Source organism: Aquimarina longa SW024 (assembly GCF_001401755.1).
GTDB classification, from domain to species: Bacteria; Bacteroidota; Bacteroidia; order Flavobacteriales; family Flavobacteriaceae; genus Aquimarina; species Aquimarina longa.
The window spans coordinates 305,853-330,317 of sequence record NZ_KQ474100.1; the positions used below are offsets into that span (position 1 = coordinate 305,853).

The window sequence follows — 24,465 nt, forward strand, 5'->3', positions numbered from 1 at the left end:
ACAGCTCATCGGGAACTCCCGATTGGCTGCCCTGAGTAAAAACAGCTCATCGGGAACTCCCGATTGGCTGCCCTGAGTAAAAACAGCTCATCGGGAACTCCCGATTGGTTAAACTGACTAAAAATTGTAAATCGGGAATTCCGGTTGGTTAAATTGACTAAAAAATGATAATCGGAAGCTATAATTGATTAAATAAAGTGAAATTCAAAAAAATGGAATCCCTAAATTAACAACCCATCCTAATTAATACAATAGAATTTCTATTTTATAGTATTAATTATTTCCCAAGTCCAATCAATAATTTGCTGACTTATTTTGTTTTCCCATTTACCTGGTTTAAAAGCATAACTATTAGCGTAGTTAGGGTGTATTGTACTCCAATGATCTAAATTTTTATATTTGTAAAGTTTATGATTTTTATGCCCTTTTGTTTTTAAAACATTTATAATCATATCATTGTCATATTCAGTCATAATCCAGTCATTTGTTCCCCAACGAATTCTGACAGGTACTTTTACATTTTCCCAGTGTTTTGCAAAATTAAAATTTTGTATCTGATGATAGTATTTCATAGACCTACCATACATATGATTCATTCCTTGCCTATGATATACAGTATATGTGGGATTATCATTTAATATATCTTCAAAACTTTTCTTTTTAATTAACATTTCATAATATAATGGAATATAAACGGTATTCATTAAACGATAAATTTCTTCTTGATTTTTACCTTCTATTTCTAGTATTCTACGTTCTATTTCTAACATATGCTCATACCATGATTTAAAGAATGTTCCATCAGATATTATACCTGCTAAGTTATACTTATTAGCTAAGTATGGAGCTAGTGCACTCCCCATGCTATTTCCGTAAACAATAATTTTTGAAGTATCTACATAAGATTTCTCTTTTAGTGTTTTGATAGCGGATTCATATCCATTTAATTCGGTTAAGAAATCTACTTCTGCACAATCTCCTTCACTATCTCCAACACCAGGTTTTTCAATACGCATTACAACCACATTTGATTTTTCTACGATATCTTTAATGAGTTTAACCCAATTATTACTTCGCCCAGAATATTTTTCTACAGAAGAGCAACTTAATCCTTGGATTATTATAATAGCAGGTTGCTTTTTCTGCATATTTCCATTAGGAATAGTTATAATAGCGCGTTGCTTTATACCATAATCACTAACAATAGTTTCATATATAGTTTTTACATTGGTATTTTCTTCAAGAGGGAGTGCTTTAAGAAGCACTTTTTTAGTGATGAATACATTATTTCGTTTTACTTGTATTTTAGTATCACTAGTTGATTTTAAACTATATATAATAGCACTCCAATCTTCTTGATTAAGTACAGGTTTATCATCTATATTGATAATTAAATCCCCTGTTTTAAACCCTGCTTTTTCTAGAGGAGAGTTTTTAATGATTTCTTTAATTTTGGCTCCAGGAGTTGTATTATTTGGCCAAGAAATTTTGGATATAAATGAAGCTCTACGCTCTAGATTTTGTGAAAATCCCGAATTAATTATAAGAATTAATAAAAAGAAACAGATTGTTTTTTGCATGATGTATTTGATTTAATTTGTGCCAAAACTAGCAATGAAGCTATTTTAATTTCAAAATTTATACGAGTCCTTCTATTTTTTATACGAAATTTGATATCTCATGTACAACATATAGTATTACATAAATGTTTAGATCTTTAAGCCGACATAAAATTTTATTTATTCATATATTATTTTGGGTATCTTATTACATTGTTTTTGGATTTATTTGGGTAAAAGAAGATGGGTATAAAGCTTCTTTTTATTTAGAGTTTGTACTACTACCAGTTAGAATATTTTGTGTTTATTTTACAGTTCTTTATTTAATACCTCAGTTTTTACTCAAAAAACATTTTTTAAAATTTATAACTTTTTATATTCTTCTATTATTTTTTGCAAGTAGTATACAACGGGTATTTATTCATTTTTTTGTAGATGATTTTGATACTTTTAATGCTATTCAGGTTTTTGGTTTTGATACTTTGTTAAGAGCAATGGTTCTTATTAATTCTACTGTGTTTTTTGTTTCTTCTATATATATATTACAGTATTATTTTAAAGAAAAAGAACGAAATGAGTCTTCTTTAAAAGAAGGGAATCGAGTTTTAGAATTAAAATCAAATAAGAGGATATATACTATTTCTGAAGATGAAATTGTACATATTGAAGGTTTAGGAAATTACGTTACGTATCACTTAATAGATAACACTACAATTGTAGTGTATAGTGGTTTACATAAAACTTTAAATGAATTATCTGATAACTTTATTAGAATCCATAAATCTCATATTATTAATAAAAATCGAATTAAATCATATAATAAAGAGAATATAGAATTAGTTAATGGAAAATTACTTCCTATAGGTAACTCAATAGATTATAATTCGATACTACAATTAATTAAGTAGAACATTGGTATTAATCATATAGCATTAAATCTTCGTTTTAATTCGATGGATACATAATGTATATAGAGAAATAAGAATACGATATTATAAAAACATATAAAGATTGTTCCAAGATTGTAGATTTAGGAATACAAAATCAAAAATACACCTATCATAATACCAAATAAAGGAACTAATTTTTTACGTTTATTTTTTTCTTTAAAGATAAGACCACCTATAACAACGGCAATTAGTATTTGACTTCGTTTTATAGCAGATAGCAACATGATTAATGCATCAGGATCTTGTAAGGCTTTAAAATAAAAATAGTCAGCAGTCTGTAACAAAATACCAACAGCCGGAATAGTCCAACGCCATTTAAATTCTTTTCGTTTTTCAATATTTGGAAACCATGTTATTGATAAGATAACGAGTAAAATCAGTATCGTATACCAACAAAACCAAAATTGTAGGGTTTGTGGGTTTAAGTGTAAGTTCTGAATTAAAAACTTATCATATAGTCCACTAGAGGCTCCTAAAAACGTTGCACCAATAATAGCAAATATCCATTTATTTTTTTTAAAATTAATTCCCTCTTTTTTTCCTATTCTAGAATATAATAGCACTGAGAAAATAATAAGAAAAAAACCTATCCATTGTAAAAAATTTGGTTGTTCTTGATAAATAAAAATAGCACCAATAAAAGTAAAAAAAGGACCAGCAGAACGTATAGGAGTTACAATAGTTATAGGTAAATGTTTTAAAGCTTGGTACGCCAAAACCCATGAGGTAGTCATTATCAGAGATTTTATAAAAATAAAACCATGAATTTTCCAAGAAATAGTTGCAATATAAAAGCCTATTTTTTTGGTGTATTCTGGAAAATAAAAAGAAGTTATAGAAAACGGAAGAAGTAATAAAAAACCAGAAGCGATTGTACCTAAAAGTACAGGAAAAACTTCATTTCCTTGTACCGCGTGTTTTTTACATAAATTATGTAACCCTAAAAATAATGCCGCTAAAAGACCTAAATACATCCACATGGCGCGAAGATAAGTTTTTTACAATTTTATAGTCTAAACGACACTCCAAAAATACTAGTATTAGTACCTCAAAAAATCTTCTTCAAAACTAGAAATAAAATCATGAATGTATTTTTTATTTTTATGTATTGTTTTTACAACTAAATAATGATTTCGTTTAAAACCATTTTTTCCAATACGTTTAAAGACGACCTCTTTTGATAATTTAAAAGATTTTAATTGCCATTTTGGAGCACACATAATACCCATATTGGCTTCAATCATAGATAAAGTAATTTCGGTAAATGGAATAGCAGAAATTTTTATAGGATTTATACGATTAGGCTTTAAAAAATGTTCGTATACAGCAACTCCTTCAAGCGGAAATGAGTTAATAATTAAATGAATATCTGAGAAATGACCGGCCTCGATATAGTCTAAAGCATTCAATTGATTTTCTTGATGCATTATAGCAAAAATTTCATCTTCATATACTTTAATACTTGTCAATTCTTCTGAAGCAGGTTTTGAAGTTACAATAGCAATATCAATTTCATTAGATAGTACTTGTGAGATCGTTTGATGTGTTGCGCCTAAACTTAAATCAATATCAATTTCTGGATACAGAATCCCCATTTTTTGTATAAATCTTGGAATCGTATGAAAAAAGGATTGACACTCTGCACTCAATTTTATAGAACCCTTTGAACCTTCTTTTATATTCTGAATGTTATTAAAACTCTCATCTATAGAACTAAACAATTTATTAGCTAGCTTATAAAGTTCACTACCTTCATCTGTTAATTTCCATTTATTTCGAGTTCTATAAAACACTTTAAACCCTAAACGTTCTTCTAAATCACGTAATTGATGGCTTAAAGCAGATTGTGTTAAAAATAAACGTTCTGAAGAGTTAGCAATACTACCTTCTTCAGCAATAGTCTTTATTAGTCTAAAATATTTGAGCTCCATACTTCAAAGATACAACCAATTCATAGTACTTATAATTGAGAAATATTCAACTACCGATAATGAATCATTCAATTAACTTTCTGTTTAGATGTTCTTCATCTATATAAATTTGACTAAAATAAAATCAAATACTAATGAGTAAACAGATAAAAACAATTGGTCTAATAGGAGGGATGGGGTGGGAGTCATCAAAACTATACTATGAACGCATCAATATGGGTATAAATGAAGCGCTAGGAGGTTCTTATTCTGCAAAAATAATTATGGTATCTGTAAATTTTGCCGAGATTGAACAATTAACATTTAAAAATAATTGGAATGCAATCGCTAATATTATGAAAAAAAGCGCGCAGCAATTAGAAAATGCCGGAGCAGATATGATTGTGCTTTGCACCAATCTAATCCACATTGTTAGTAATGCTATTACAGAACATTCATCAATTCCATTTTTGCATATAGCAGATGCTACAGGAGAAGCTATTCAAAAAAAGAATCTTAAAAAGATACTTCTTTTAGGAACAAAATATACTATGGAGAAAGATTTCTATACTAAAACTTTACAAGATACCTATGGTTTAGAAATTGTTATTCCGGAGAAAAGCGATAGGAAAACTATTCATGATATTATTTATCAAGAATTATTAAAAGGAGTGTTTAAAAAAAGCTCTAAAAATGATATCGTAATGATTATTGAAAAAATAAAAGAAGAGCAAGGTGTAGAAGGCGTAATTCTCGGATGTACAGAACTTCCAATGCTTATCAAAGAAGAGGATGTTTCTATTACTACATTCGACACCGGAAGAATTCATGCTTATAAAGCTATTGAGACTTCAATATATAAAACCAACTAAAAATTATGAAAACATGCAAAATACAAACAAATTGTGATTCGAAAATTACTCATGTATTTATAAGGTTATTTATGAGTTATGTAGAAGCTATGAGTAAAGTACTATTTATAAATTCAAATAACAATTGCTCTTGTCATAAAAGTAATATCGGTATAATGATTCATAAATAATAAAGTAAATTTATATCTTAAAAAGATTAGATAATGGAAGTAAAAAATTTAAGTGCTATAGATTTTTCTATTCTTATGAATTGTTTTCTAAAAGCATTTGAAAATTACTATGTAAAAATGCCAACAGATCATGAGTATTATAAGAAACGTTGGCAAATGGCAAATGTACGTTTGGAACTGTCTTATGGAATGTTTGATAAAGACCATTTGGTTGGTTTTATCATCAATGCTATTGATGAACGTAATGGAAACTTAATAGCTTTTAATACCGGTACAGGAGTTCTTCCAGAATATAGAGGACAACGCATTATAAGTACGATATATAAACATGCAATTTCTGAATTAAAGACAGATGGTATTACAAAGTGTAGGTTAGAAGTCATCACAGAAAATACTATTGCTATAAAAGTTTATGAATTTATTGGTTTTAAAATTATTAAAAGTTATAAGTGTTATAATGGCGCTGTTATTCTTAAAAATGAGCTTACCGATTTTGAATTAAAAAAAGTAAACGCTACATATTTTGATTGGGCGACTTTATCTCAAGATAAATACTCTTGGGATAATCATATTAAAACTTTAAAAAAAGGGAATTATCATTATTATACTATTTTAGTACATAATAAACCAGAATCATATTTTGTTATTCATCCAGAAAATGGCTATGTCGCTCAATTTAATATTTTAAATACTACTACAGATAGTTGGAATAGGTTGTTTGCAGCCATAAGAAGCATCTCAGAAACTATAAAAATTAACAATGTGGATGAGCAGCTAACATCAAAAATAACTGCTTTAAATCATATAAAACTAAAAAACACTGTCAATCAATTTGAGATGGAATTGAATTTATAATTCAATTTAATTTCTGAATAATTTCTTTAAATATATTAGAATAGAGTTAATTTTGATTCATTTTTTGTTATACTACCTATCATAATAATCATAGAATTATTAACATTAATTTATTGTACCTTTTTATTAGCAAGACAAGCATCAACAGCAGTATTTAAAACATAATTTAGTCTGACAGAATTATCATTTCGACAGTTTTTGAAAGGATTTTGGTATTACTTCGTGCTATAATTCTAAAAATACTATTATGTTTAAAAAATATCCAGTTCTTAAATGGATTCTAATTGTCTTTGGTAGTGCAATCGTTTTATTGTTTGCTTTTGGTTGGTGGTTTATAAGTTTATTACCGTTAGAAGAAATAGGTGTTGATATATCTACCACACAAGTATCTGATTTGCCATATTTATCTGAGGATGTTCAACCCTCACGAGGAAAAATCTTAGCTATAGTGACAAGTACAGCTACCATGGGGAACACTGATAAAAGTACTGGTTACGAATTAACCGAATTATCACGAGCCTATTATGTTTTTCAAGCGAATGGATTTGAAGTCGACATTGCTAGTCCATTAGGAGGGGAGCCACCAGTTGTGATTGACGATGATGATATGGGAAAATACGATCATGCGTTTTTAAATGATAGCATTGCCCAGTATAAAGTAAAACATAGCATCCCTGTAAAAGATATCAACCCAGAAGAATATGAAGCTGTTTTTTTTGCAGGAGGAAAAGGCGCAATGTTTGATTTTCCCGAAAATAAAGACATTCAATATATTGTACGTCACTTATATCAATCAAATAAGGTCGTTGGTGCAGTATGCCACGGACCGGCAGCTTTGGTAAATGTAACTCTAGATACAGGTCGATCTTTACTAGAAAACAAAAAGGTAAGTAGTTTTACTAATGATGAAGAGTTATTACTCATTCCTGATGCCGAGACTATATTTCCTTTCTTTTTACAGGATAAATTAGTAGCGCAGGGTGCACGCTTTAATGAAGGAGCTATGTATTTAAAGAATATTAGTCGTGATAAAAACTTAGTGACAGGGCAAAACCCGTGGTCAACATGGGAATTAGCAGAAACCATGATTGCAACACTAGGGTATACTCCTAAATATAGAAAAATCACAGCCGAAGAAAATGCTATGAAGGTTTTAATAGCATATGAAACTGACGGGGCTAAGAAAGCTAAAGAATTAATTAAACAAATATTGATTATAGAGAAGAAACCTTTGAACAGACAACTTATAGCATCACATAGTGTTATTGCAATTATGAGAGGGGGTATTGGACGATTTTTTAGCCTTGTTAGTCTAACATCATATGCAAAAAGTCAATCTAAGAACATATAACAAAGTAGTATCCATCTCATATTGAAAGTACAACCTAATACTAGGTTTGTACTTTCTTTGAATTTTAAATATCCTTACATTTGAAAAAAATAGAGGATTGAATTTTTTAGATATATTACTCATCATTGTTAGCAGTGCAGGACTTTTGCATGGGATATTATTAGCCTCCTACTTAAGTATTTTTAAGAAGAAAAAGACATTAACTAATCTTTTACTTGGGTTGATTCTTGTATTTATGGCATTTAGAATTGGTAAATCAGTTATGTTAAATTTTGGTGATGGTTTAGAACCAATATTTATTTTTATAGGATTAGCATTTCTTTTATTAATCGGACCATTTTTAAGATGGTATATTTTAGGGATGACACGTCATAATTTTAAATTACCAAAGTATTATCTTATAGAACTCATTCCATTTATTTTGATTTTTATTGCTAGTCTATTTGTGACCAAAGAATGGTATGAAAATAGTAAGTTGGTTGTTATCATTTTTTCAAGTGGTCTTATTTTTATATATCTACATTTTGCTTTTTATATAGTTTTAGGCTGGAGAATCTTAAAACGAGCAAAAAAACATTATCAACAAGAGCAACAAACAAAATCCCGTAGAGCGATATTCAACTGGTTAGATCACTTAATTATTGGTTTTATGATCATCTGGGGATCTTATGTTCTAAACCTATTAGATGAAACAGTACCCTATGTCGTAGGACCTATTGTATATTCTATAATCATCTATTTTTTAAGCTATAAAGCATTCCAACTTAAAGCTACAGATCTAGATGGTAATGTGTTTAAGACAACCAATAATAACCTCTTATTTGATGAGATTTCAAAGTTAATTATTAATGCTAAATTGTATCTCGAACCAGATTTATCTCTTGCTAAACTGAGTACGATGATAGGAAAGAGTACACAATTAACATCATCAATTATTAATCAATATGCCAAACGAAACTTTAATGATTTTATAAATTATTATCGAATTCAAGACGCAAAGAAACTGCTTTTAGATACAGAGAGCGATAAATATACGATTTCATCAATTGCTTTTGATACAGGTTTTAGTAGCCTTTCTTCTTTTAATGGCGCATTTAAGAAATTTGAAGGTATCACACCATCATCATATAGAAAAAGTCGAGTTTGATTTTTAAAATTGTAATACCTAAATAAACTAATACCCCCTAAAATCGAAGTGCTAAGGGTTAGGAATGATTGCTTTTTAGTGTTAAATACTATGATACGTTATAATTTTGATGATGGTATTGAATCAAATTTCGTTTTGACTTAACACTAAGTGCGTAAGAAACAAACGCTCTAAAGAACTAGTAAGACTGCCTCCTTCAGCGATTGTTTTTATAAGCCTAAAATATTTTAATTCCATCGTTCAAAGATACAATACATTAGTTATCTCCGTAGTTGATAAATTTTCAACTATAGCAATTAAAGCATTCAATCAACTTTCTGGCATGACACTATTTACTATAATAATTTTGGCTTAAATAAATATATAAACCATGCTAAAGTTTGCTATTATAGTATCAATATTTCTCAGTATTTCCTTTACCGCATTTTCTCAACAGAAACAAATTGTTTCTAAAAAAGTATACAATACTCAAAGAATTTCTGAAACTGAAGTTCCAACTATAGACGGAAAATTAGAAGACGCCATTTGGAATAATAATAGCAGTTGGGAGTCAAATTTTATACAAAGAGAACCTATAGAAAATGTTTCACCTTCTGAAACTACTTCTTTTAAAATATACTATGATTCTAGATATATGTATATAGGAGTTAAAAATTATGATAAACAACCTGATAAGATTACAAATTGGATGTCGAGGCGTGACGGTTTTGAAGGAGATTGGATTGAAATCATTTTTGATAGTTACCATGATTTACGTTCGGCATTTTCTTTTACAGTAACAGCAGCAGGGGTTAAAGGTGATAAGGTAATAACTTTAAATGGAAAAAATGAAGATGTGACATGGAATCCTATTTGGTATGCAAAAAGTAAAGTTACAGAGGAGGGATGGACAGCAGAAATGAAAATCCCTTTGAGTCAGTTGCGTTTTGGCACTACTAAAAATCAAATTTGGGGGCTACAGGTGGTAAGAAAGTATTTTAAAAACGATGAGATATCTGTTTGGCAGCGTATTCCTATCGATGCTTCTGGTTGGATAAGTGAATTTGGAGAATTACATGGATTAAAAGGGATAGGGTCACAAAGGCAATTTGAAATTCAACCTTTTGTAGTCACTTCTCTAGAGACTTTCGAAAAAGAACTCAATAACCCGTACCGTGATAAAAATATACGCTCTATAAATGCGGGAATAGATGGAAAAATAGGTGTTACTAATGATCTAACTTTGGATTTTACTATAAATCCGGATTTTGGGCAAGTAGAAGCAGACCCTGCAGCAATTGCATTAGATGGATTTCAATTGTTTTTTAAAGAACAGCGTCCATTTTTTGTAGAAAACAAGAATATCTTTAACTATCAATTTTCTAACCCAATAGTTGGGGGGTCATTTAGTAGTGATAACCTGTTTTATTCCAGACGTATTGGTAGAAGTCCACAAGGTTCTGTTGAAACCGTAGCCGGAGAATTTGTTGATGCTCCAGAGCGAACCACCATATTAGGAGCTGTAAAGTTTAGTGGTAAAACCAAGAATGGTTGGTCAATAGGTGTTATGGAAAGTATGACTGCCAACGAGTATGCAAAAATTAATACTAATGGTGATGAAAGAGAAGAACTCATAGAACCGTTTACTAATTATTTTGTAGGACGTGTACAAAAAGATTTTAATAATCGTAATACTTTTTTGGGAGGTATTGTAACCTCGACCATAAGAAATTTAGATGAAGATACTGATTTTTTACACAAATCTTCGACAACTGCTGGGATTGATTTTATGCATCAATGGAAAAACAGAACTTGGTATTTGGGGACAAATATTGTTATGAGCCATGTAGAAGGAAACGAAGTAGCTATATTAAGAACACAACTTTCTATTCCGCATTTATTTCAGCGTACATATGCTAGTCATGTTGCTGTAGATTCAACAAAAACTTCACTTACAGGAACAGGAGGCGATATCAAGTTCGGAAAAGCAGGGCAAGGACATTTTAAGTTTGAAACAGGAATTACTTGGCGATCGCCAGAATTAGAATTGAATGACCTTGGTTTTATGCGTGAAGCTGATGATATTCAAAACTATACCGGTGTTACATATACTTCTTTACAACCTTTTGGAAAGTTTAGAAAAGGGACATTAACTTATCAACATTGGTTGAAATGGGATTTTGGTGGGAACTTAAATTATATTGATTGGGATGTAGAAGCTAGAGGAACATTTCAAAACAATTGGAATGCTACTTTAGGTTTTTTTCATCAACCCCATATTTATTCAAAATCATTGCTACAAGGTGGACCAAGAATATACTTGCCAGATCAATATGGTGCTTGGTGGGCGCTAGGAACAGATTCTAGAAAAAAACTATCATTTAGCCTTGACGGATGGACAAAAAATGGAAATGAAGATAGTTATTTCTTATTAGAAAACGGACTCAAAATTACCTATCAGCCTTTAAACCAATTGAGTGTTTCGGTTTCTCCGAGATATACTATGATTAGGCATCGATTACAGTTTAATAACACTATCAATTTTAATGGTTCTCCACGCTATATTATGTCTAAACTAGACCAAGATACCTTTAGTTTAGCGTTTAGACTTAATTATACCATTAATCCTAATTTATCTATTCAATATTATGCAGAACCATATATTTCTAAGGGAGTATATACTGGTTTTGGGTATATGAATACTCCTTTAGCTAGATCACAAAGTGAGCAACTGTCGCTATTTTCAGAAGATCAAATTTATTACGATGAAACGAATAGTAACTATGCTGTTGATGAAACTTCGGATACTACTGTAGATTATAGTTTTAATACTCCTGATTTTTCATTTGCGCAATTTAGGTCAAATCTTGTGGTGAGATATGAATACAAACCAGGCTCAGAAATATTTTTGGTTTGGGCTCAAGGTATTACCGATTACAGAAGACCAACAGGGAGTTTATATAGGAGTTTTGATAATCAAGTTTTTAGTAAACAACCTAATAATACCTTTTTACTAAAAGTAACTTATCGTTTTTTCTAAAAAAAATCTGTAAAAACTAAAATTATAATATATGAAACCAGAAGTATCCTTTAAGAAAGTTGATACAAGTAATTTTGACGAAATGTTAGACTTAGTTAAACAATTAAATCCAAGTAAGGAAAGTAAAGTTTTAAAACAAAGACTGGAACAAATGTTAGAAAGTAACGCATATCAATGTTTTGGATTGTTTTTGAAAGGATCTTTGAAAGGAGTAATTGGTTGTTGGACATTCACTAAATTATATTCCGGTAAACAATTAGAATTGGATAATGTTATAATTGATGCCAAAATACAATCTAAAGACTATGGAAAAGCATTCTTCAGTTTTATAGAAGATTGGGCTTTAAAAAATGATTATGAAGCCATAGGATTGAACACTTATATCGAAAATAGCAGATCTCACAAATTTTATTTTAATCAAGGATTTAGAATATTAGGATTTCATTTTCAAAAAATACTCTAAAAATGTTAATGAAAAAATAAATGAAAGAGTAATAAAATGTATACTCATTGTTCTTGAAAGTAGGTTTAACTCTAAATCTACTTTTAATTTAGTATTTAAAAGGACAACTAAAGAGACACTCGAAGGATTTTTTTATATCCAACGAATCCAGTCATCTAAAAAAATGGAGACTATTATTTAAAATAAATAACTACTACCAACCATCTAATACACACTGTAATGTATGTGGTGTAGTTTTTGACAATGGTATCTCTTCTAAGGTATCACCTAAGTAATTACCACTAGCTGAGCCTGTGACATTATTAAAACGGTATGACCAGCAAAACCTTAGCTTAGGGTGCTCATCAGAATAAGTAACTAGATTATCAATTAGTATTACATTTTTAAATTCTGTAAATGCCATGAAGTAACCTAAAAATTTGTTACGACGAACATCGGCATCAGAACTCTTATACATATACATACCACAACTATTACAAATATTTTCGTGTACATAAGTAGCACGATTATGACCTTTATCTCCTCCGCTTGAGTATTGGATATATCCCAATCTTCCATTTACTGATCCAGTAACCATTGTAATGGTATTTCTAGCAATAATATTATGCGTTTTATGCCAACTAACAATAGGACCATCTACATACTTACTCCCTTCACCTTGTTCCATAACATTGTCAAGAATATAAACATTTTTACCCGTAGCATTAACAATATCTCCGCCTGTATTATGGTGGAAATAATTCTTTTGGATCAATATGTCTTTATCGATACGTCCAGGTCCCTCGATATCAACACCAAATTGAGGAGTTGTTCCATTAATATGATGTATCTCGTTATCTTTTATTTCAATGCGCATACCACCAACTATTGAAATCCCTTGACGTCTATTATTATAGATATTATTATTCATAAAAGTAACATCATTTGAATCTAATATTAAAGAACCATCTCCAGTCAAGTCATGAATCTTTACATTTTCTATTAGTACATTATTATTATTCCAAACACAAATACCGTGACCTTCATCATGAGCCGTCTTTCCATCACTACCACGAGGTGTAAAAATATGCGCATCTCGATCTCCCTTAATTGTCCCTCCTCGAATAATTATATTATCTCCATCTAAACTAATGACACAATAATTCCATTTATTATTTGCTTCAATTTCTAAAATAGCACCTTCACTAAGTATAAATTCAGTATTACCATGAATTTTAATCCCTCCTTGAAAAATATCGTTTACATCTTTACCAACCAAATATTTACCTGTAGGTAATATAACTCGGCTATAACCTTCTTTATGAGCCCAGTCAATTGCTGCTTGTAAATTAGTAGTGGTCTTAACTGCATCAGTGCTAGTATCAGGAATTTTCCATCGATCTAAATCAATAATATATTCTTGATTGTTAGGCATTGTAGGTAATTGAACATCAAAAAGAATTTTAGGTAACCCATTAGCATCCAAATCCTCTGTATCTGCTACATTGTCTGAATCATTTCTATTAAAATCAGATTCTTCATTACTACAGGATATACTAAAAGCAATTACAAAAATTAGAAGGTAATATTTTAAGCTTTTCATTTGGTGTTATAAAATTAAGTTTACAGTAATATATGCAATTTAAAAAAAATATTTTCTTATTTATCGATATTGCATGAGTAAAGCTATTTTTCATATTCAAAATCTTTGATAATGAGGTCACTTAATGAAAGTCAATGTATGGATTAAACCATTGAATTTTTTAATTTCTGAAGCTATTTAGATATCTTATGACCATGAGTAGAAAAATGATACTATATTTTTTCATGTTTTTGAATTATCGTGTTACTATTTACTATTCTAATTCTAATTCAATTCCGAAGGCATCTTTAAAACCTTGCTTTATGAAATTTTCAAGAGTAGTATCATGATCTCCAGGACCAGCGATTACGTTGGTGTTTTTCGACTCTAAAAACTGTACCTCACTAGGGGTAAGACTTCCGACAGCTTGATCTATAGCCCCATAAATGTATGTTACGTTCGATAAGTCCGAAATGGTATTAAAAAGTTGTGTATACCTGTTCATTGAGAATCCGGCACCTATTCTATTAAGATTTCTATCTTTTACATCCAGAGCTGGATCTGCTTCTACTTTGGGAGTAACGCCGTTTTCAAAAAAACCATTTCTTCCTTCAGCGGCTCCTTGCCAAATAACATCGTTCATATCTAATCTACCTGTAACAATAAGATACTTATCAGCACTATCTATTCCTTTTTTTGCAATGAGATCTTGTGTTACAAACGAACCAAATGATAATCCTAAAACATACACTGTTCTACCTTGGTCTTTAAAATACTTAGTCACTTTAGAAAGCATCTCTATACTTTCTGTATTAAAAGAACTAGCTTGAGTTAATGTGATATCATTTCCAGCCACTATACCAGGGTTTAATGTTTGTGCTTGATGTACAGTTACAGTTAAAATATCCTTTGGATTAAGAAATCCTGAAAACTGGTCTACTACACCTGTAGCAAATTCTGTACTAGGACCACCAGGGATAGTTATCAGCACCGTAGAGGCTTTTTCGTCTCCTTTAAAGTAAATTAAATCTTTAATGTCTTGCGATAGTTCGGTAATAACCTTAGGAGGTGTTCCATCATCATCCTTAGAACATGAGCATATAACGATTGAGAATATTACAACTAGAACTGTATTGGTTATAGAATGTAAGCGATTGGATTTTGTTATTTTTAAGGGCACTTTTTTCATGATTTATATTTTTTTTGATTCATCAAAAAAACACAAAGTGATTGCCAACCTTAAATTCAGTTTTCACTAAAAAAAGATTTATTGTCTTAGGTATAAAGAACTATAGAATGGCAAAGATGTATTTTTTTATTTATAATTTTTGAGCAAAGAAATGGGTAAAAAGGCTTTAAAATATAGTAATTTGATTATCGTTGAATAATTATTGACGAACGTAATAATCGCTTTATTACAAAAAAATAATATGTTTCTTTGCACAAAATATATCAATGAGTAAAACCAAATCAATAAAAAAAATAGCAATACATCTGCTGATCTGGTTATTAAATTATTTGTTGTTTGCTTTTGTTGTCCATTCAGATTGGAACGGGTTTAATAATGTTTCTGATGCTCATAATAGTTTAGCCTATGCCTATACCTATGGGATTTTTACCAATGTCTTTTTGTTTTATATACAAGTGTTTTGGTTGGTGCCAAAAATGTATATGCATAATAAAAAAACAACATACTATGTGCTTTCTTTTTCTATATGTCTAGTAGTTTCTCTAATTGAAACCTATTTTGATTATATGCTGTATGATGTATTTAAAATATATGATACAGATGAATTTATGGATAACTTTAGCGCTACTGTTTTTGTTAACCTATTCTATAGTGTTGCTGGTTTTTATTATATCTTTAGACAAGCGCACAAAAAATCTGAAAAGGAAAAACAACTACTGATAGAAGAATCTTTTAAGGCAGAATTAAAATATCTAAAAGCACAGTTAAATCCTCACTTTTTATTTAATGGAATTAATAATGTTTACCACTTAATAGGTAAAAATGATGCCCTAGCTAAAGATACATTGCTTCAGTTTTCAGAGCTACTACGCTATCAATTGTATGAAAGTGGTACTCAAATTATATTAGAAAAGGAATTAGACTTTGTATTACAGTATATTAAGATGGAAAAAACCCGTAAGGGTTCGGATATTCAGCTAAGCTATAATATAGAATTTGAGAACCCTACAAAAAAAATAGTGCCATTATTATTAATTCCAATTATAGAAAATGCATTTAAGCATTGTAGTAATCACATCAACAACAATGATAATATTATAGACATAAAGATTAAAGAAGTAGGAGGTAAGCTCTCACTAAATTGTACAAATACTTTTGATGAGATAATCGGTAAGAATGCTGTTGGAGGAATCGGTTTAATAAATGTAAAAAGACGCTTGTCATTAGTATATCCAGATAAGTATGAATTAATCATACGTAAGGAAAATTCAAGTTTTATGGTTAACTTGATAATAGATTTATAGAAAATAACAGAATGAAACAACTAAATTGTTTAATCATCGATGATGAACCTATAGCAAGAGAAGGCATTAAAGAGTATTGTAATGAGATTTCGTTTTTAAATGTTGTTGCATTATGTAAAAATGTATTACAAGCAAATCATTATCTTGAAAACAATGAAATTGATATCATCTTTTTAGATATTAATATGCCAATACTATCTGGTATTGATTGGTTAAAAGACTTAAAAAAATCTCCTTCAATTATTATGACCACTGCATATAAAGAATATGCTTTGCAAAGCTTTACGTATAATGTTTTAGATTATTTAGTAAAGCCCATTTCTTTTAAACGGTTTTTGCAAGCAGTAAATAAAGTTAACAGTTATTATGGTCATAATGATGAAAAAAACATACTTTTTTTAAAGAGTGAAAGACAACTTAAAAAGGTAAATATAAAGGATATTCTATTTGCAGAAGCAATGCAAAATTATATCAAAGTAGTAACATCAAAAGAGACTATAATTACACATATATCTTTAAAGAGTTTTAAAGATCAATTACCCGAAGATAATTTTATTCAAACACACAAATCATATATAGTATCAAAATATAAAGTAGATAGAATTGTAGAAAATCAAATTATTATTGATGATTATGAAATTCCTATAAGTGTTCGTTTAAAAAGAAAGGTTTTAAGTAATTTTTAAGTACATATGTTTTTAAGAACTCTTCGAAGCAAATCGCTTAAATAGTTTAATGACCCAAGTTCTAATGGTATAACAACTAGAATTTGTACTATAATGTTCTGCGTTAATATAACTTTGCTTTGGTAAAAGCTTTTACTAGGACTAATTTTCCTTGATTTTTTTCTTCTAAAAGTTTCTTTAAAAATGTAATGGAATACGCTTTGCCCGAAGCGACGATAGGAGAGAAGTGGCAATGTGTATGGAATGGAAATGTTATAAAAAAAAACAAAAAACATTGAAATATTAAATTTTTGTATTTAATTTGTTTTAATAAAGCTTTTATCATAGGAGCTTTTAGCTGAACAAATTGAAACATGTTTATAAGTTCGGTCTTTTGAAAATTAGGAAGTCGTATTCAAAAGAAGCTTACGGAGTAAGTAACCGAAATTTAAAGCTAACTTCCGTTATAAAAAATATATCTACGCAGTATAAATTGTGTTTTGTCCCCAAAATGCAATATCAAATTATGATTTGATTTTAGTTATTAATTCTTTTTAATAGAGCTACATGCTTTCGTATTCTAATAACTTTTATCACATTTATAATGAACACAAAATATATTGATTTAGTCAATCAAACTTTTGATTTCCCTCAAGAAGAATTTCTTCTTGATAAAGACCACTTGCGTTTTTATGATGTTGACCTAAATAAATTGGTGGAAACTTATGGAACACCTTTAAAATTCACATACTTACCTAAAATCTCTGATAATATAAATAAATCAAAGGTATGGTTTGAGAATGCCATTAAAAAGCATAATTATGATGGGAACTATAACTATTGCTATTGTACAAAAAGTTCACATTTTAAGCATGTTTTAGATGAGGCTTTAAAAAATGACATACATATTGAAACCTCTTCGGCTTTTGATATCGATATTGTTGAAACCCTAAAAAGTGAAGGAAAAATTAACAACAATACCTTTATCATAAGCAATGGCTTTAAACGAGCGCAATATGTAACTAATATTGCAAGATTAATAAATAGGGGACATCAAAATTGCATACCAATTATTGATAATTATGAGGAGATTGATTTACTCTCAAATGAAATTCGTGGAAACTATAATGTAGGCATTCGCATAGCTTCGGAAGAAGAACCAAAATTTGAATTTTATACGTCTCGATTAGGCATAGGATATAAAAATATCATACCTTTTTACAATAAGCAAGTTAAAGATAACCCGAAAGTTCGGCTTAAAATGCTTCACTTCTTTATCAATACAGGTATTAGAGATAATGCATACTATTGGAATGAGCTTTTAAAATGCCTTAAAGTTTATACAAGTTTAAAAAAGATATGTCCAACTCTTGACAGTTTAAATATTGGAGGAGGATTTCCTATTAAAAACTCATTAGCCTTTAATTTTGATTATGAATACATCATAGATGAAATCATTAATCAAATTAAATTAACCTGTGAAGAAGAAGGTGTAGATGTCCCTAATATTTTTACAGAATTTGGGAATTTTACAGTAGGTGAAAGCGGTGGAGCCATTTATGAGGTCTTGTATCAAAAGCAACAAAATGACAGAGAAAAATGGAATATGATAAACTCTTCTTTTATCACAACACTCCCAGACACTTGGGCGATTAATAAACGCTTTATCATGTTGCCAATAAATCGTTGGAATGATACTTATGAGCGTGTTCTTCTTGGAGGATTAACTTGTGATAGTGACGATTATTATAATAGCGAACAACACATGAATGCTATCTATTTACCAAAATATCATAAAGATAAACCATTATACATAGGGTTTTTTAACATTGGAGCATATCAAGAATCTATAGGCGGTTATGGAGGGTTACAACATTGCTTAATCCCTGCTCCTAAACATATATTAATTGATAAAGATGTTCACGGAAATATTTCAACTCAATTATTTAGAGAACAACAAAAAAGTGAAGAATTGCTTGATATTTTAGGCTATGATAAAAACCCTGAAAAGTATACAATTTAAAAAATTAAATACAAATGCTGAATTACAATTAGCAAATAAATAAAAATGAAAATAAAAACTTACGCCGAAATACCTGAAGAATTCTCAAAATTAGAACAAGCAAAGATTGTATTAATTCCTGTTCCTTATGATGGTACAAGCACATGGCAAAAAGGAGCAGACAAAGGACCTAAAGCATTTCTAGAAGCTTCAGAAAACATGGAGCTCTTCGATATAGAAACTGATTCAGAAGTTTATAAACAAGGTATTTACTTGACAGATGCAGTAAATGAAAACACCTCTCCAGAAAGTATGGTGGATGCTGTACATGAAGTCACAAAAAAATACATTAAGAAAAATAAGTTTGTTACCATTTTTGGAGGTGAGCATTCTATTTCAATTGGAACTATTAGAGCATTTAATGAAATGTTTCCAAGTTTAACAGTTTTACATATTGATGCCCATGCCGATTTACGTAAAAGTTATGATGGCAGTTCTTTTAATCATGCCTGTGCTGTTTATGAAGCTAGTCAGAATACTAATTTAATTCAAGTAGGAATTCGTTCTATGGACATAAAAGAGAAATCTGTTATGAATGTAGACAAAACTTATTTTGCTCACGAAATGGCAATAGATGATTCTTGGATGGATTCTGCTATTGACCAAATGACAGATAATGTGTTTATAACTTTTGATTTGGATGCTTTTGACCCTTCAATACTACCAAGTACAGGTACACCTGAACCTGGGGGCTTACTTTGGTATGAAACATTAGATTTCTTGAAACAGGTATTTAAGGAGAAAAACGTAGTTGGTTTTGACATTGTTGAATTATGTCCTAATGAAATTGATAAATCTTCAGATTTTCTTGCGGCTAAATTGTATTACAAAATGTTAAGTTATAAGTTTCAAAAGGATGCAACAGAAGACGATTATGACAATGCTTATAGTAAGAAACTACTAAATAATAATTTATCAAAATTTAAAGAAGAAGATGATTACTAAAGGAGCAATTTCAAACTTTATAGAAACATATTATTTGCATTTTAATTCAGCAACTGTTGTTGATGCTGCTAAATCTTATGAAGAGCAATTAAATAAAGGCTCAAAGATGTTAGTGTCTTTGGCAGGAGCTATGAGTACAGCAGAAATAGGAAAGATTTTTGCAGAAATGATCCGACAAGATAAAGTGCAAATCATTTCTTGTACTGGAGCAAATTTAGAAGAAGATATCATGAACTTAGTAGCACATTCTCATTATAAACGCATTCCTAATTATCGTGATTTAACTCCAGAGCAAGAATGGGATTTATTAGAACAGGGGCTTAATCGTGTTACTGACACCTGTATTCCTGAAGAAGAAGCGTTTAGAAGATTACAACAGCATATTTATAAAATATGGAAAGAGGCAGATGATAAAGGAGAGCGTTATCTACCACATGAGTATATGTATAAAATGTTATTATCTGGTGTATTAGAAGAATACTACGAAATAGATTTAAAAGATTCATGGATGTATGCAGCAGCAGAAAAGAATCTACCTATAATTTGCCCAGGATGGGAAGATAGTACTATGGGAAATATTTTTGCAAGTTATGTCCTAAAAGGAGAGCTTAAAGCCAGTACTATGAAATCTGGAATTGAGTATATGACTTTTCTTGCTGATTGGTATTCTGATAATTCGGATAATGGTATAGGATTCTTTCAAATAGGAGGTGGGATAGCAGGAGATTTTCCAATATGTGTTGTACCAATGCTATATCAAGACATGGAGCGAACAGACACACCGTTTTGGAGTTATTTCTGCCAAATAAGTGATTCTACAACGAGTTATGGTTCGTATTCTGGAGCAGTTCCAAACGAAAAAATAACTTGGGGAAAATTAGATATTAATACACCAAAGTTCATAATTGAGAGTGATGCTACAATTGTTGCTCCATTAATATTTGCCTATTTATTAGGTATGTAACTTTAAACTAAAAGGATAAAATAGTTGGCAATTGATTTCTTTAAAACTTTACCTTTTTATTATTATTTGGTTAAATATATCTTGGGAGTTAGTTAATAAAAAGAGGTTTAATGTAATGACGGAAATATTTGCAGGGAATGAGAGAGTTTAGTGAAATACAATGCTTCTGGGATATTTTACATAGTATTACATTATGGCTATCAAATGGATAAACCACTCTTATTAACTAAACACTACATTTGTACTATAATGTTCTGCGTTATGTCACTTTACTTTGGTAAAAGCTTTTACTAATACTAATTTTCTTTTATTTTTTCTTCTCAAATGTTTCTTTAAAAGTGTAATGTGTGTGAAATGGAATACTACCTAAAAATTCTTTTGAAATGATAGTAACAAATTAGTCTTTAAAGACATCTATAAGTACTAGTTATTTTTATGATTGAAATATTTTCAAACTTAAAATAAAAATATAGTAGTTTTGTTCTCTCAAAATAAATGAAATATGTTGAAAAAAGTACTTTCCATTTTTTTACTTATCAGTTTTTTTACTTTTATTATTGTTTCTTGTAATGAAGATGATGAACAAGTTAGTATTCAAGAATTAATGATTTCATCTTTCGAAATTGTTAGTAATGAAAAGAATGGTGTTATTACCAGAACAAAAATTTCATCAGAAATTTTAGCGGAATATGACATTACTGATCATGGTGTTATTTGGTTAGACAAAAATACTTTGATAGATAAACTTCAACTAGGAAAACTTGAGAATTTTTTTTTTGAGGCAACTTTATACAATGGATTAATTAAAGGGCAAACATATTTTGTATATCCATATTTAAGAACTGAGTTTGGAACAATTTATGGAGATACATTAAGTTTTAAAAGTAACGTAGAAATTGATGTTTCAATTACGGGTTTATCACCAAGAAATGGTTTTATACGTGATACTATTGTTATTATAGGTAAAAATTTTTGTACTTCTTCCTTTAATAACTCTAATAGCTTTTTACTAGATGAATCATATCATGAGGTAATATTTGAATCTGACTCATTGATCAAAACTGTAGTTAGCCCTTATTTGAAAGCCTCTGAATTGAAACCTTCCTTAAAGAGTTGTGGGATTATTACAAACATTGATGGAGTGTTTTCGATTGATCTTCCTAAATTGGATTCGATTTCTAATAAAAACTTGTACGTAGGAGAAGAACTAGTTGTATATGGAAAAAATATACATAATAATATAAGTAAAGTATGGCTTGAAGGAATAGAAACAGAGTTAATAACTACAGATTCAATTACCCTTTTGAAAATTAAAGTTCCTGAAAATTTACCTTCAGGTAAATTAGATTTTAAGTTACAAGTACTTGATAAAATAATTGAAAAAGAAGATTACTATCAAAGTACTACACCTGTAATAGAAGAAGTAACTCCACGTAGTACGGGTTTTTTAGATACATTGACTATTAAGGGAAAATTTTTAGATCAACGTAGTGATGTTTTTGAAGTTATCATTGGTAATCAAGTACAAAATATTATCAGCAAAAATGATGAAGAAATTAAAGTGATTATTGATCAATTATTTACAGTAGATAATCCAGAATTGATTTTGAATACAGGAACTTTTAGTCTATCAGAACCAATTACTATGTTACCTCCTCAAATTTTAAGTTTTGATAAAAAGAAATATCATATAGAAGATAATATTATAATAAAAACAAAGTATTATTTGGGAGATAGAAACACAGCTAAGATAGGTGATGTAATAGCAAATACAGAAAATGCTTATAGTCAAATTGATTATGATGGTACTTTTAATGTGAATTTAAAGGAATGGCTTAATGTAAAAAGTTTATATCCAGAGTATAATATAAAATCTCCTGGATTAATCGAAGTATTTATTGAAACAAATTATGGAAGCTCGTCTTTAGATTTTTCTATCTATTCTCCAGAAATTACAAAAATTAATAAGGCTTCTTTTTTTCATGAAAGCTCGATTGTATTAGAAGGAAATGATTTTGGGTATGATAGAGGATATATAGGTGTTGGTAAAATTTATATTAATGATATTTTGATTCCCGACCCTGGGATTTCTACATATTCATTACACAATCAAAGAGCTCAAGTTCCAATTCCTAATACACTTTATCCGGGTAATCATAAAATAAAAATAATAACTGGAGGTCAAGAAAGTAATGAGGTTAGTTTTACAATTAAATCATTGTCAGCTAATGATTTGAATCCTAAAGTTGGAACACGAAAGGATACATATATTATAGAAGGTAGTAACTTAGAAGATACCTATTCATATATAATTAAAGCGAACGGTCATTATTGTGATAAATTAAATGCTACACAAAATCAAGTAAAATTCAGACTACCGCAAAGTATTGAATTGGATCCAACAACAACAATAACAATAGAATATGGTCCACAGGTTATTAATGTAGGAACTATTAATATAATAGAACCATATGAAAGAATACCTGAATATCAATTTAGTCTAGCAGACTATCATTTGGGTAGTTTTGGATTTGAATATAATGGAATGTTTCATTACATTAATAGACATGGAATTTATAGACTAAATAACAATTCTTATATCTGGGATAAAATTGAAAATAACGTACCTTCGGATTTGAGTTTTTCAAATGGTAAAATAAATCCTCCTATTATAAATAATAAGTTGTTTATATATGCTGTAAATAATACTTTTAAAACGTATGATTTAATAACCCAAACTTGGGAGTCTAAAGGACTTGATATTGAAGCGGGTCTATTTATTAACCGAGCTGTTGCCATTGATAATAATAATTTAATATTAGCATTAAGTGAAGAAAACTTTGGAAGTACCTCTTTCTATAAATATAACCTAAATACAGATCAAAAAGAACAGATATCTTCACCTCCCAATTTTGAAATAAATGCGGGAAATGCATATTTCTTCATATTTTATTCAAGTGGAGATAAAGTCTATTTAAGTTCTCCAAATTTTAATGTAATGGTTTATAATACAATTACAAATGTTTGGACAGACATAGGTCATCCTAAATCAAGTAACTTTTTCTATGATATGAACCTTTATGAATACAATAATGTTTTGTATTTCAGCGGTGGTCAAGGAAATATACGAGAAGAACGAGGACTATTCACATATGATATACAAACCAAACAGTGGGAAGAAAAAACACCTATGTTAAATGTAATGAGAAATCATTTTGTTTTTGGATTAGGACAGGATCTTTATTTTCTTCTGGGGAATGGTTTATATGGACATGAGAATAAGGAGCTTATGAAATATAATATAGATGTTGATCCAAACTAACTAAAGCAATTTATATTAATCTCAAAAAATTACAGGAAGCAAGGGAATATGTAAAATGGAAGCATCCACCAATTTGCAACAATACTATTGTATGGAGGAATGGGAATAAATACTAAATACATGAAAATTAGAGCTTTTTAATTTTGTAATATTCAAT

Annotated in this window: 18 protein-coding genes; 13 read left to right on the plus strand and 5 right to left on the minus strand. The window is 29.5% G+C overall.

The window, feature by feature from the left end; translation table 11 throughout:
* Nucleotides 1-260: 260 nt before the first annotated feature.
* Nucleotides 261-1,580 (minus strand): PDZ domain-containing protein, encoded by a 1,320-nt coding sequence (locus tag N456_RS13865; RefSeq protein ID WP_062058279.1) that lies wholly within the window; start codon nucleotides 1,578-1,580, stop codon nucleotides 261-263.
* Nucleotides 1,581-1,705: 125 nt separating this feature from the next.
* Between N456_RS13865 and N456_RS13870 the strand changes: the two genes are divergently transcribed.
* A complete protein-coding gene (locus N456_RS13870) occupies nucleotides 1,706-2,467 on the plus strand; it encodes a LytR/AlgR family response regulator transcription factor (protein WP_062058282.1) in 762 nt (253 codons plus the stop codon).
* Between the two features lie 122 nt (nucleotides 2,468-2,589).
* Here the strand turns inward: N456_RS13870 and N456_RS13875 are convergent, their stop codons facing one another.
* Nucleotides 2,590-3,489 carry an EamA family transporter gene (locus tag N456_RS13875; protein WP_062058285.1) on the minus strand — a complete coding sequence of 300 codons (900 nt, stop codon included), beginning with the start codon at nucleotides 3,487-3,489 and terminating at the stop codon, nucleotides 2,590-2,592.
* A 60-nt stretch (nucleotides 3,490-3,549) separates the two neighbouring features.
* On the minus strand, nucleotides 3,550-4,440 hold the full coding sequence (locus tag N456_RS13880) for a LysR family transcriptional regulator (protein WP_062058288.1): 891 nt from the start codon (nucleotides 4,438-4,440) through the stop codon (nucleotides 3,550-3,552).
* A 134-nt stretch (nucleotides 4,441-4,574) separates the two neighbouring features.
* On the opposite strand from N456_RS13880, the gene N456_RS13885 reads away from it, so the two are divergent.
* The 6 genes from N456_RS13885 (at nucleotide 4,575) to N456_RS13910 (ending at nucleotide 12,296) form a co-directional block, all read left to right on the plus strand.
* Nucleotides 4,575-5,291 carry an aspartate/glutamate racemase family protein gene (locus tag N456_RS13885; RefSeq protein WP_240315534.1) on the plus strand — a complete coding sequence of 239 codons (717 nt, stop codon included), beginning with the start codon at nucleotides 4,575-4,577 and terminating at the stop codon, nucleotides 5,289-5,291.
* Nucleotides 5,292-5,494: 203 nt separating this feature from the next.
* On the plus strand, nucleotides 5,495-6,316 hold the full coding sequence (locus N456_RS13890; RefSeq protein ID WP_062058291.1) for a GNAT family N-acetyltransferase: 822 nt from the start codon (nucleotides 5,495-5,497) through the stop codon (nucleotides 6,314-6,316).
* A 247-nt stretch (nucleotides 6,317-6,563) separates the two neighbouring features.
* A complete protein-coding gene (locus N456_RS13895; protein WP_062058294.1) occupies nucleotides 6,564-7,667 on the plus strand; it encodes a type 1 glutamine amidotransferase domain-containing protein in 1,104 nt (367 codons plus the stop codon).
* 97 nt (nucleotides 7,668-7,764) lie between these two features.
* On the plus strand, nucleotides 7,765-8,814 hold the full coding sequence (locus N456_RS13900; protein WP_148639331.1) for a helix-turn-helix domain-containing protein: 1,050 nt from the start codon (nucleotides 7,765-7,767) through the stop codon (nucleotides 8,812-8,814).
* A 370-nt stretch (nucleotides 8,815-9,184) separates the two neighbouring features.
* On the plus strand, nucleotides 9,185-11,833 hold the full coding sequence (locus tag N456_RS13905; protein ID WP_062058300.1) for a DUF5916 domain-containing protein: 2,649 nt from the start codon (nucleotides 9,185-9,187) through the stop codon (nucleotides 11,831-11,833).
* 31 nt (nucleotides 11,834-11,864) lie between these two features.
* Nucleotides 11,865-12,296, plus strand: a complete 432-nt coding sequence (locus N456_RS13910; RefSeq protein WP_062058302.1) for a GNAT family N-acetyltransferase — start codon at nucleotides 11,865-11,867, stop codon at nucleotides 12,294-12,296.
* 193 nt (nucleotides 12,297-12,489) lie between these two features.
* Here N456_RS13910 and N456_RS13915 read toward each other — a convergent pair whose 3' ends face one another.
* The gene (locus N456_RS13915) at nucleotides 12,490-13,878 is read right to left on the minus strand and encodes a right-handed parallel beta-helix repeat-containing protein (RefSeq protein WP_062058305.1); all 1,389 of its coding nucleotides are present in this window, start codon (nucleotides 13,876-13,878) and stop codon (nucleotides 12,490-12,492) included.
* 253 nt (nucleotides 13,879-14,131) lie between these two features.
* The gene (locus tag N456_RS13920; RefSeq protein ID WP_062058308.1) at nucleotides 14,132-15,046 is read right to left on the minus strand and encodes a hypothetical protein; all 915 of its coding nucleotides are present in this window, start codon (nucleotides 15,044-15,046) and stop codon (nucleotides 14,132-14,134) included.
* Nucleotides 15,047-15,312: 266 nt separating this feature from the next.
* On the opposite strand from N456_RS13920, the gene N456_RS13925 reads away from it, so the two are divergent.
* The 6 genes from N456_RS13925 to N456_RS13955 all read left to right on the plus strand — a co-directional run bounded on the left by N456_RS13925 (nucleotide 15,313) and on the right by N456_RS13955 (nucleotide 24,308).
* Nucleotides 15,313-16,350 carry a sensor histidine kinase gene (locus N456_RS13925; protein ID WP_062058311.1) on the plus strand — a complete coding sequence of 346 codons (1,038 nt, stop codon included), beginning with the start codon at nucleotides 15,313-15,315 and terminating at the stop codon, nucleotides 16,348-16,350.
* 11 nt (nucleotides 16,351-16,361) lie between these two features.
* Nucleotides 16,362-17,036, plus strand: a complete 675-nt coding sequence (locus N456_RS13930; protein WP_062058314.1) for a LytR/AlgR family response regulator transcription factor — start codon at nucleotides 16,362-16,364, stop codon at nucleotides 17,034-17,036.
* A gap of 583 nt (nucleotides 17,037-17,619) precedes the next feature.
* Nucleotides 17,620-19,038 (plus strand): type III PLP-dependent enzyme domain-containing protein, encoded by a 1,419-nt coding sequence (locus tag N456_RS13940; protein ID WP_062058319.1) that lies wholly within the window; start codon nucleotides 17,620-17,622, stop codon nucleotides 19,036-19,038.
* Between the two features lie 45 nt (nucleotides 19,039-19,083).
* Nucleotides 19,084-20,022, plus strand: coding sequence for an agmatinase (gene speB, locus N456_RS13945; protein WP_062058322.1), 939 nt, complete (start codon nucleotides 19,084-19,086; stop codon nucleotides 20,020-20,022).
* Nucleotides 20,012-20,986, plus strand: coding sequence for a deoxyhypusine synthase family protein (locus N456_RS13950; RefSeq protein ID WP_062058324.1), 975 nt, complete (start codon nucleotides 20,012-20,014; stop codon nucleotides 20,984-20,986). The genes speB and N456_RS13950 overlap by 11 nt, the downstream gene beginning before the upstream one ends.
* A 502-nt stretch (nucleotides 20,987-21,488) precedes the next feature.
* Nucleotides 21,489-24,308 carry an IPT/TIG domain-containing protein gene (locus N456_RS13955; RefSeq protein WP_062058328.1) on the plus strand — a complete coding sequence of 940 codons (2,820 nt, stop codon included), beginning with the start codon at nucleotides 21,489-21,491 and terminating at the stop codon, nucleotides 24,306-24,308.
* The last annotated feature ends 157 nt before the right edge of the window (nucleotides 24,309-24,465 follow it).

What these genes read in the sequence shown, in the direction of transcription:
- N456_RS13915 (WP_062058305.1), bottom strand. Translation starts at nt 13,878, where the DNA reads ATGAAAAGCTTAAAATATTACCTTCTAATTTTTGTAATTGCTTTTAGT.
- N456_RS13940 (WP_062058319.1), top strand. Translation starts at nt 17,620, where the DNA reads ATGAACACAAAATATATTGATTTAGTCAATCAAACTTTTGATTTCCCT.
- N456_RS13925 (WP_062058311.1), top strand. Translation starts at nt 15,313, where the DNA reads ATGAGTAAAACCAAATCAATAAAAAAAATAGCAATACATCTGCTGATC.
- N456_RS13950 (WP_062058324.1), top strand. Translation starts at nt 20,012, where the DNA reads ATGATTACTAAAGGAGCAATTTCAAACTTTATAGAAACATATTATTTG.
- N456_RS13870 (WP_062058282.1), top strand. Translation starts at nt 1,706, where the DNA reads ATGTTTAGATCTTTAAGCCGACATAAAATTTTATTTATTCATATATTA.
- N456_RS13875 (WP_062058285.1), bottom strand. Translation starts at nt 3,489, where the DNA reads ATGTGGATGTATTTAGGTCTTTTAGCGGCATTATTTTTAGGGTTACAT.
- N456_RS13890 (WP_062058291.1), top strand. Translation starts at nt 5,495, where the DNA reads ATGGAAGTAAAAAATTTAAGTGCTATAGATTTTTCTATTCTTATGAAT.
- N456_RS13905 (WP_062058300.1), top strand. Translation starts at nt 9,185, where the DNA reads ATGCTAAAGTTTGCTATTATAGTATCAATATTTCTCAGTATTTCCTTT.
- N456_RS13955 (WP_062058328.1), top strand. Translation starts at nt 21,489, where the DNA reads ATGTTGAAAAAAGTACTTTCCATTTTTTTACTTATCAGTTTTTTTACT.
- N456_RS13895 (WP_062058294.1), top strand. Translation starts at nt 6,564, where the DNA reads ATGTTTAAAAAATATCCAGTTCTTAAATGGATTCTAATTGTCTTTGGT.
- N456_RS13885 (WP_240315534.1), top strand. Translation starts at nt 4,575, where the DNA reads ATGAGTAAACAGATAAAAACAATTGGTCTAATAGGAGGGATGGGGTGG.
- N456_RS13865 (WP_062058279.1), bottom strand. Translation starts at nt 1,580, where the DNA reads ATGCAAAAAACAATCTGTTTCTTTTTATTAATTCTTATAATTAATTCG.
- N456_RS13930 (WP_062058314.1), top strand. Translation starts at nt 16,362, where the DNA reads ATGAAACAACTAAATTGTTTAATCATCGATGATGAACCTATAGCAAGA.
- N456_RS13880 (WP_062058288.1), bottom strand. Translation starts at nt 4,440, where the DNA reads ATGGAGCTCAAATATTTTAGACTAATAAAGACTATTGCTGAAGAAGGT.
- N456_RS13920 (WP_062058308.1), bottom strand. Translation starts at nt 15,046, where the DNA reads ATGAAAAAAGTGCCCTTAAAAATAACAAAATCCAATCGCTTACATTCT.
- N456_RS13910 (WP_062058302.1), top strand. Translation starts at nt 11,865, where the DNA reads ATGAAACCAGAAGTATCCTTTAAGAAAGTTGATACAAGTAATTTTGAC.
- speB (WP_062058322.1), top strand. Translation starts at nt 19,084, where the DNA reads ATGAAAATAAAAACTTACGCCGAAATACCTGAAGAATTCTCAAAATTA.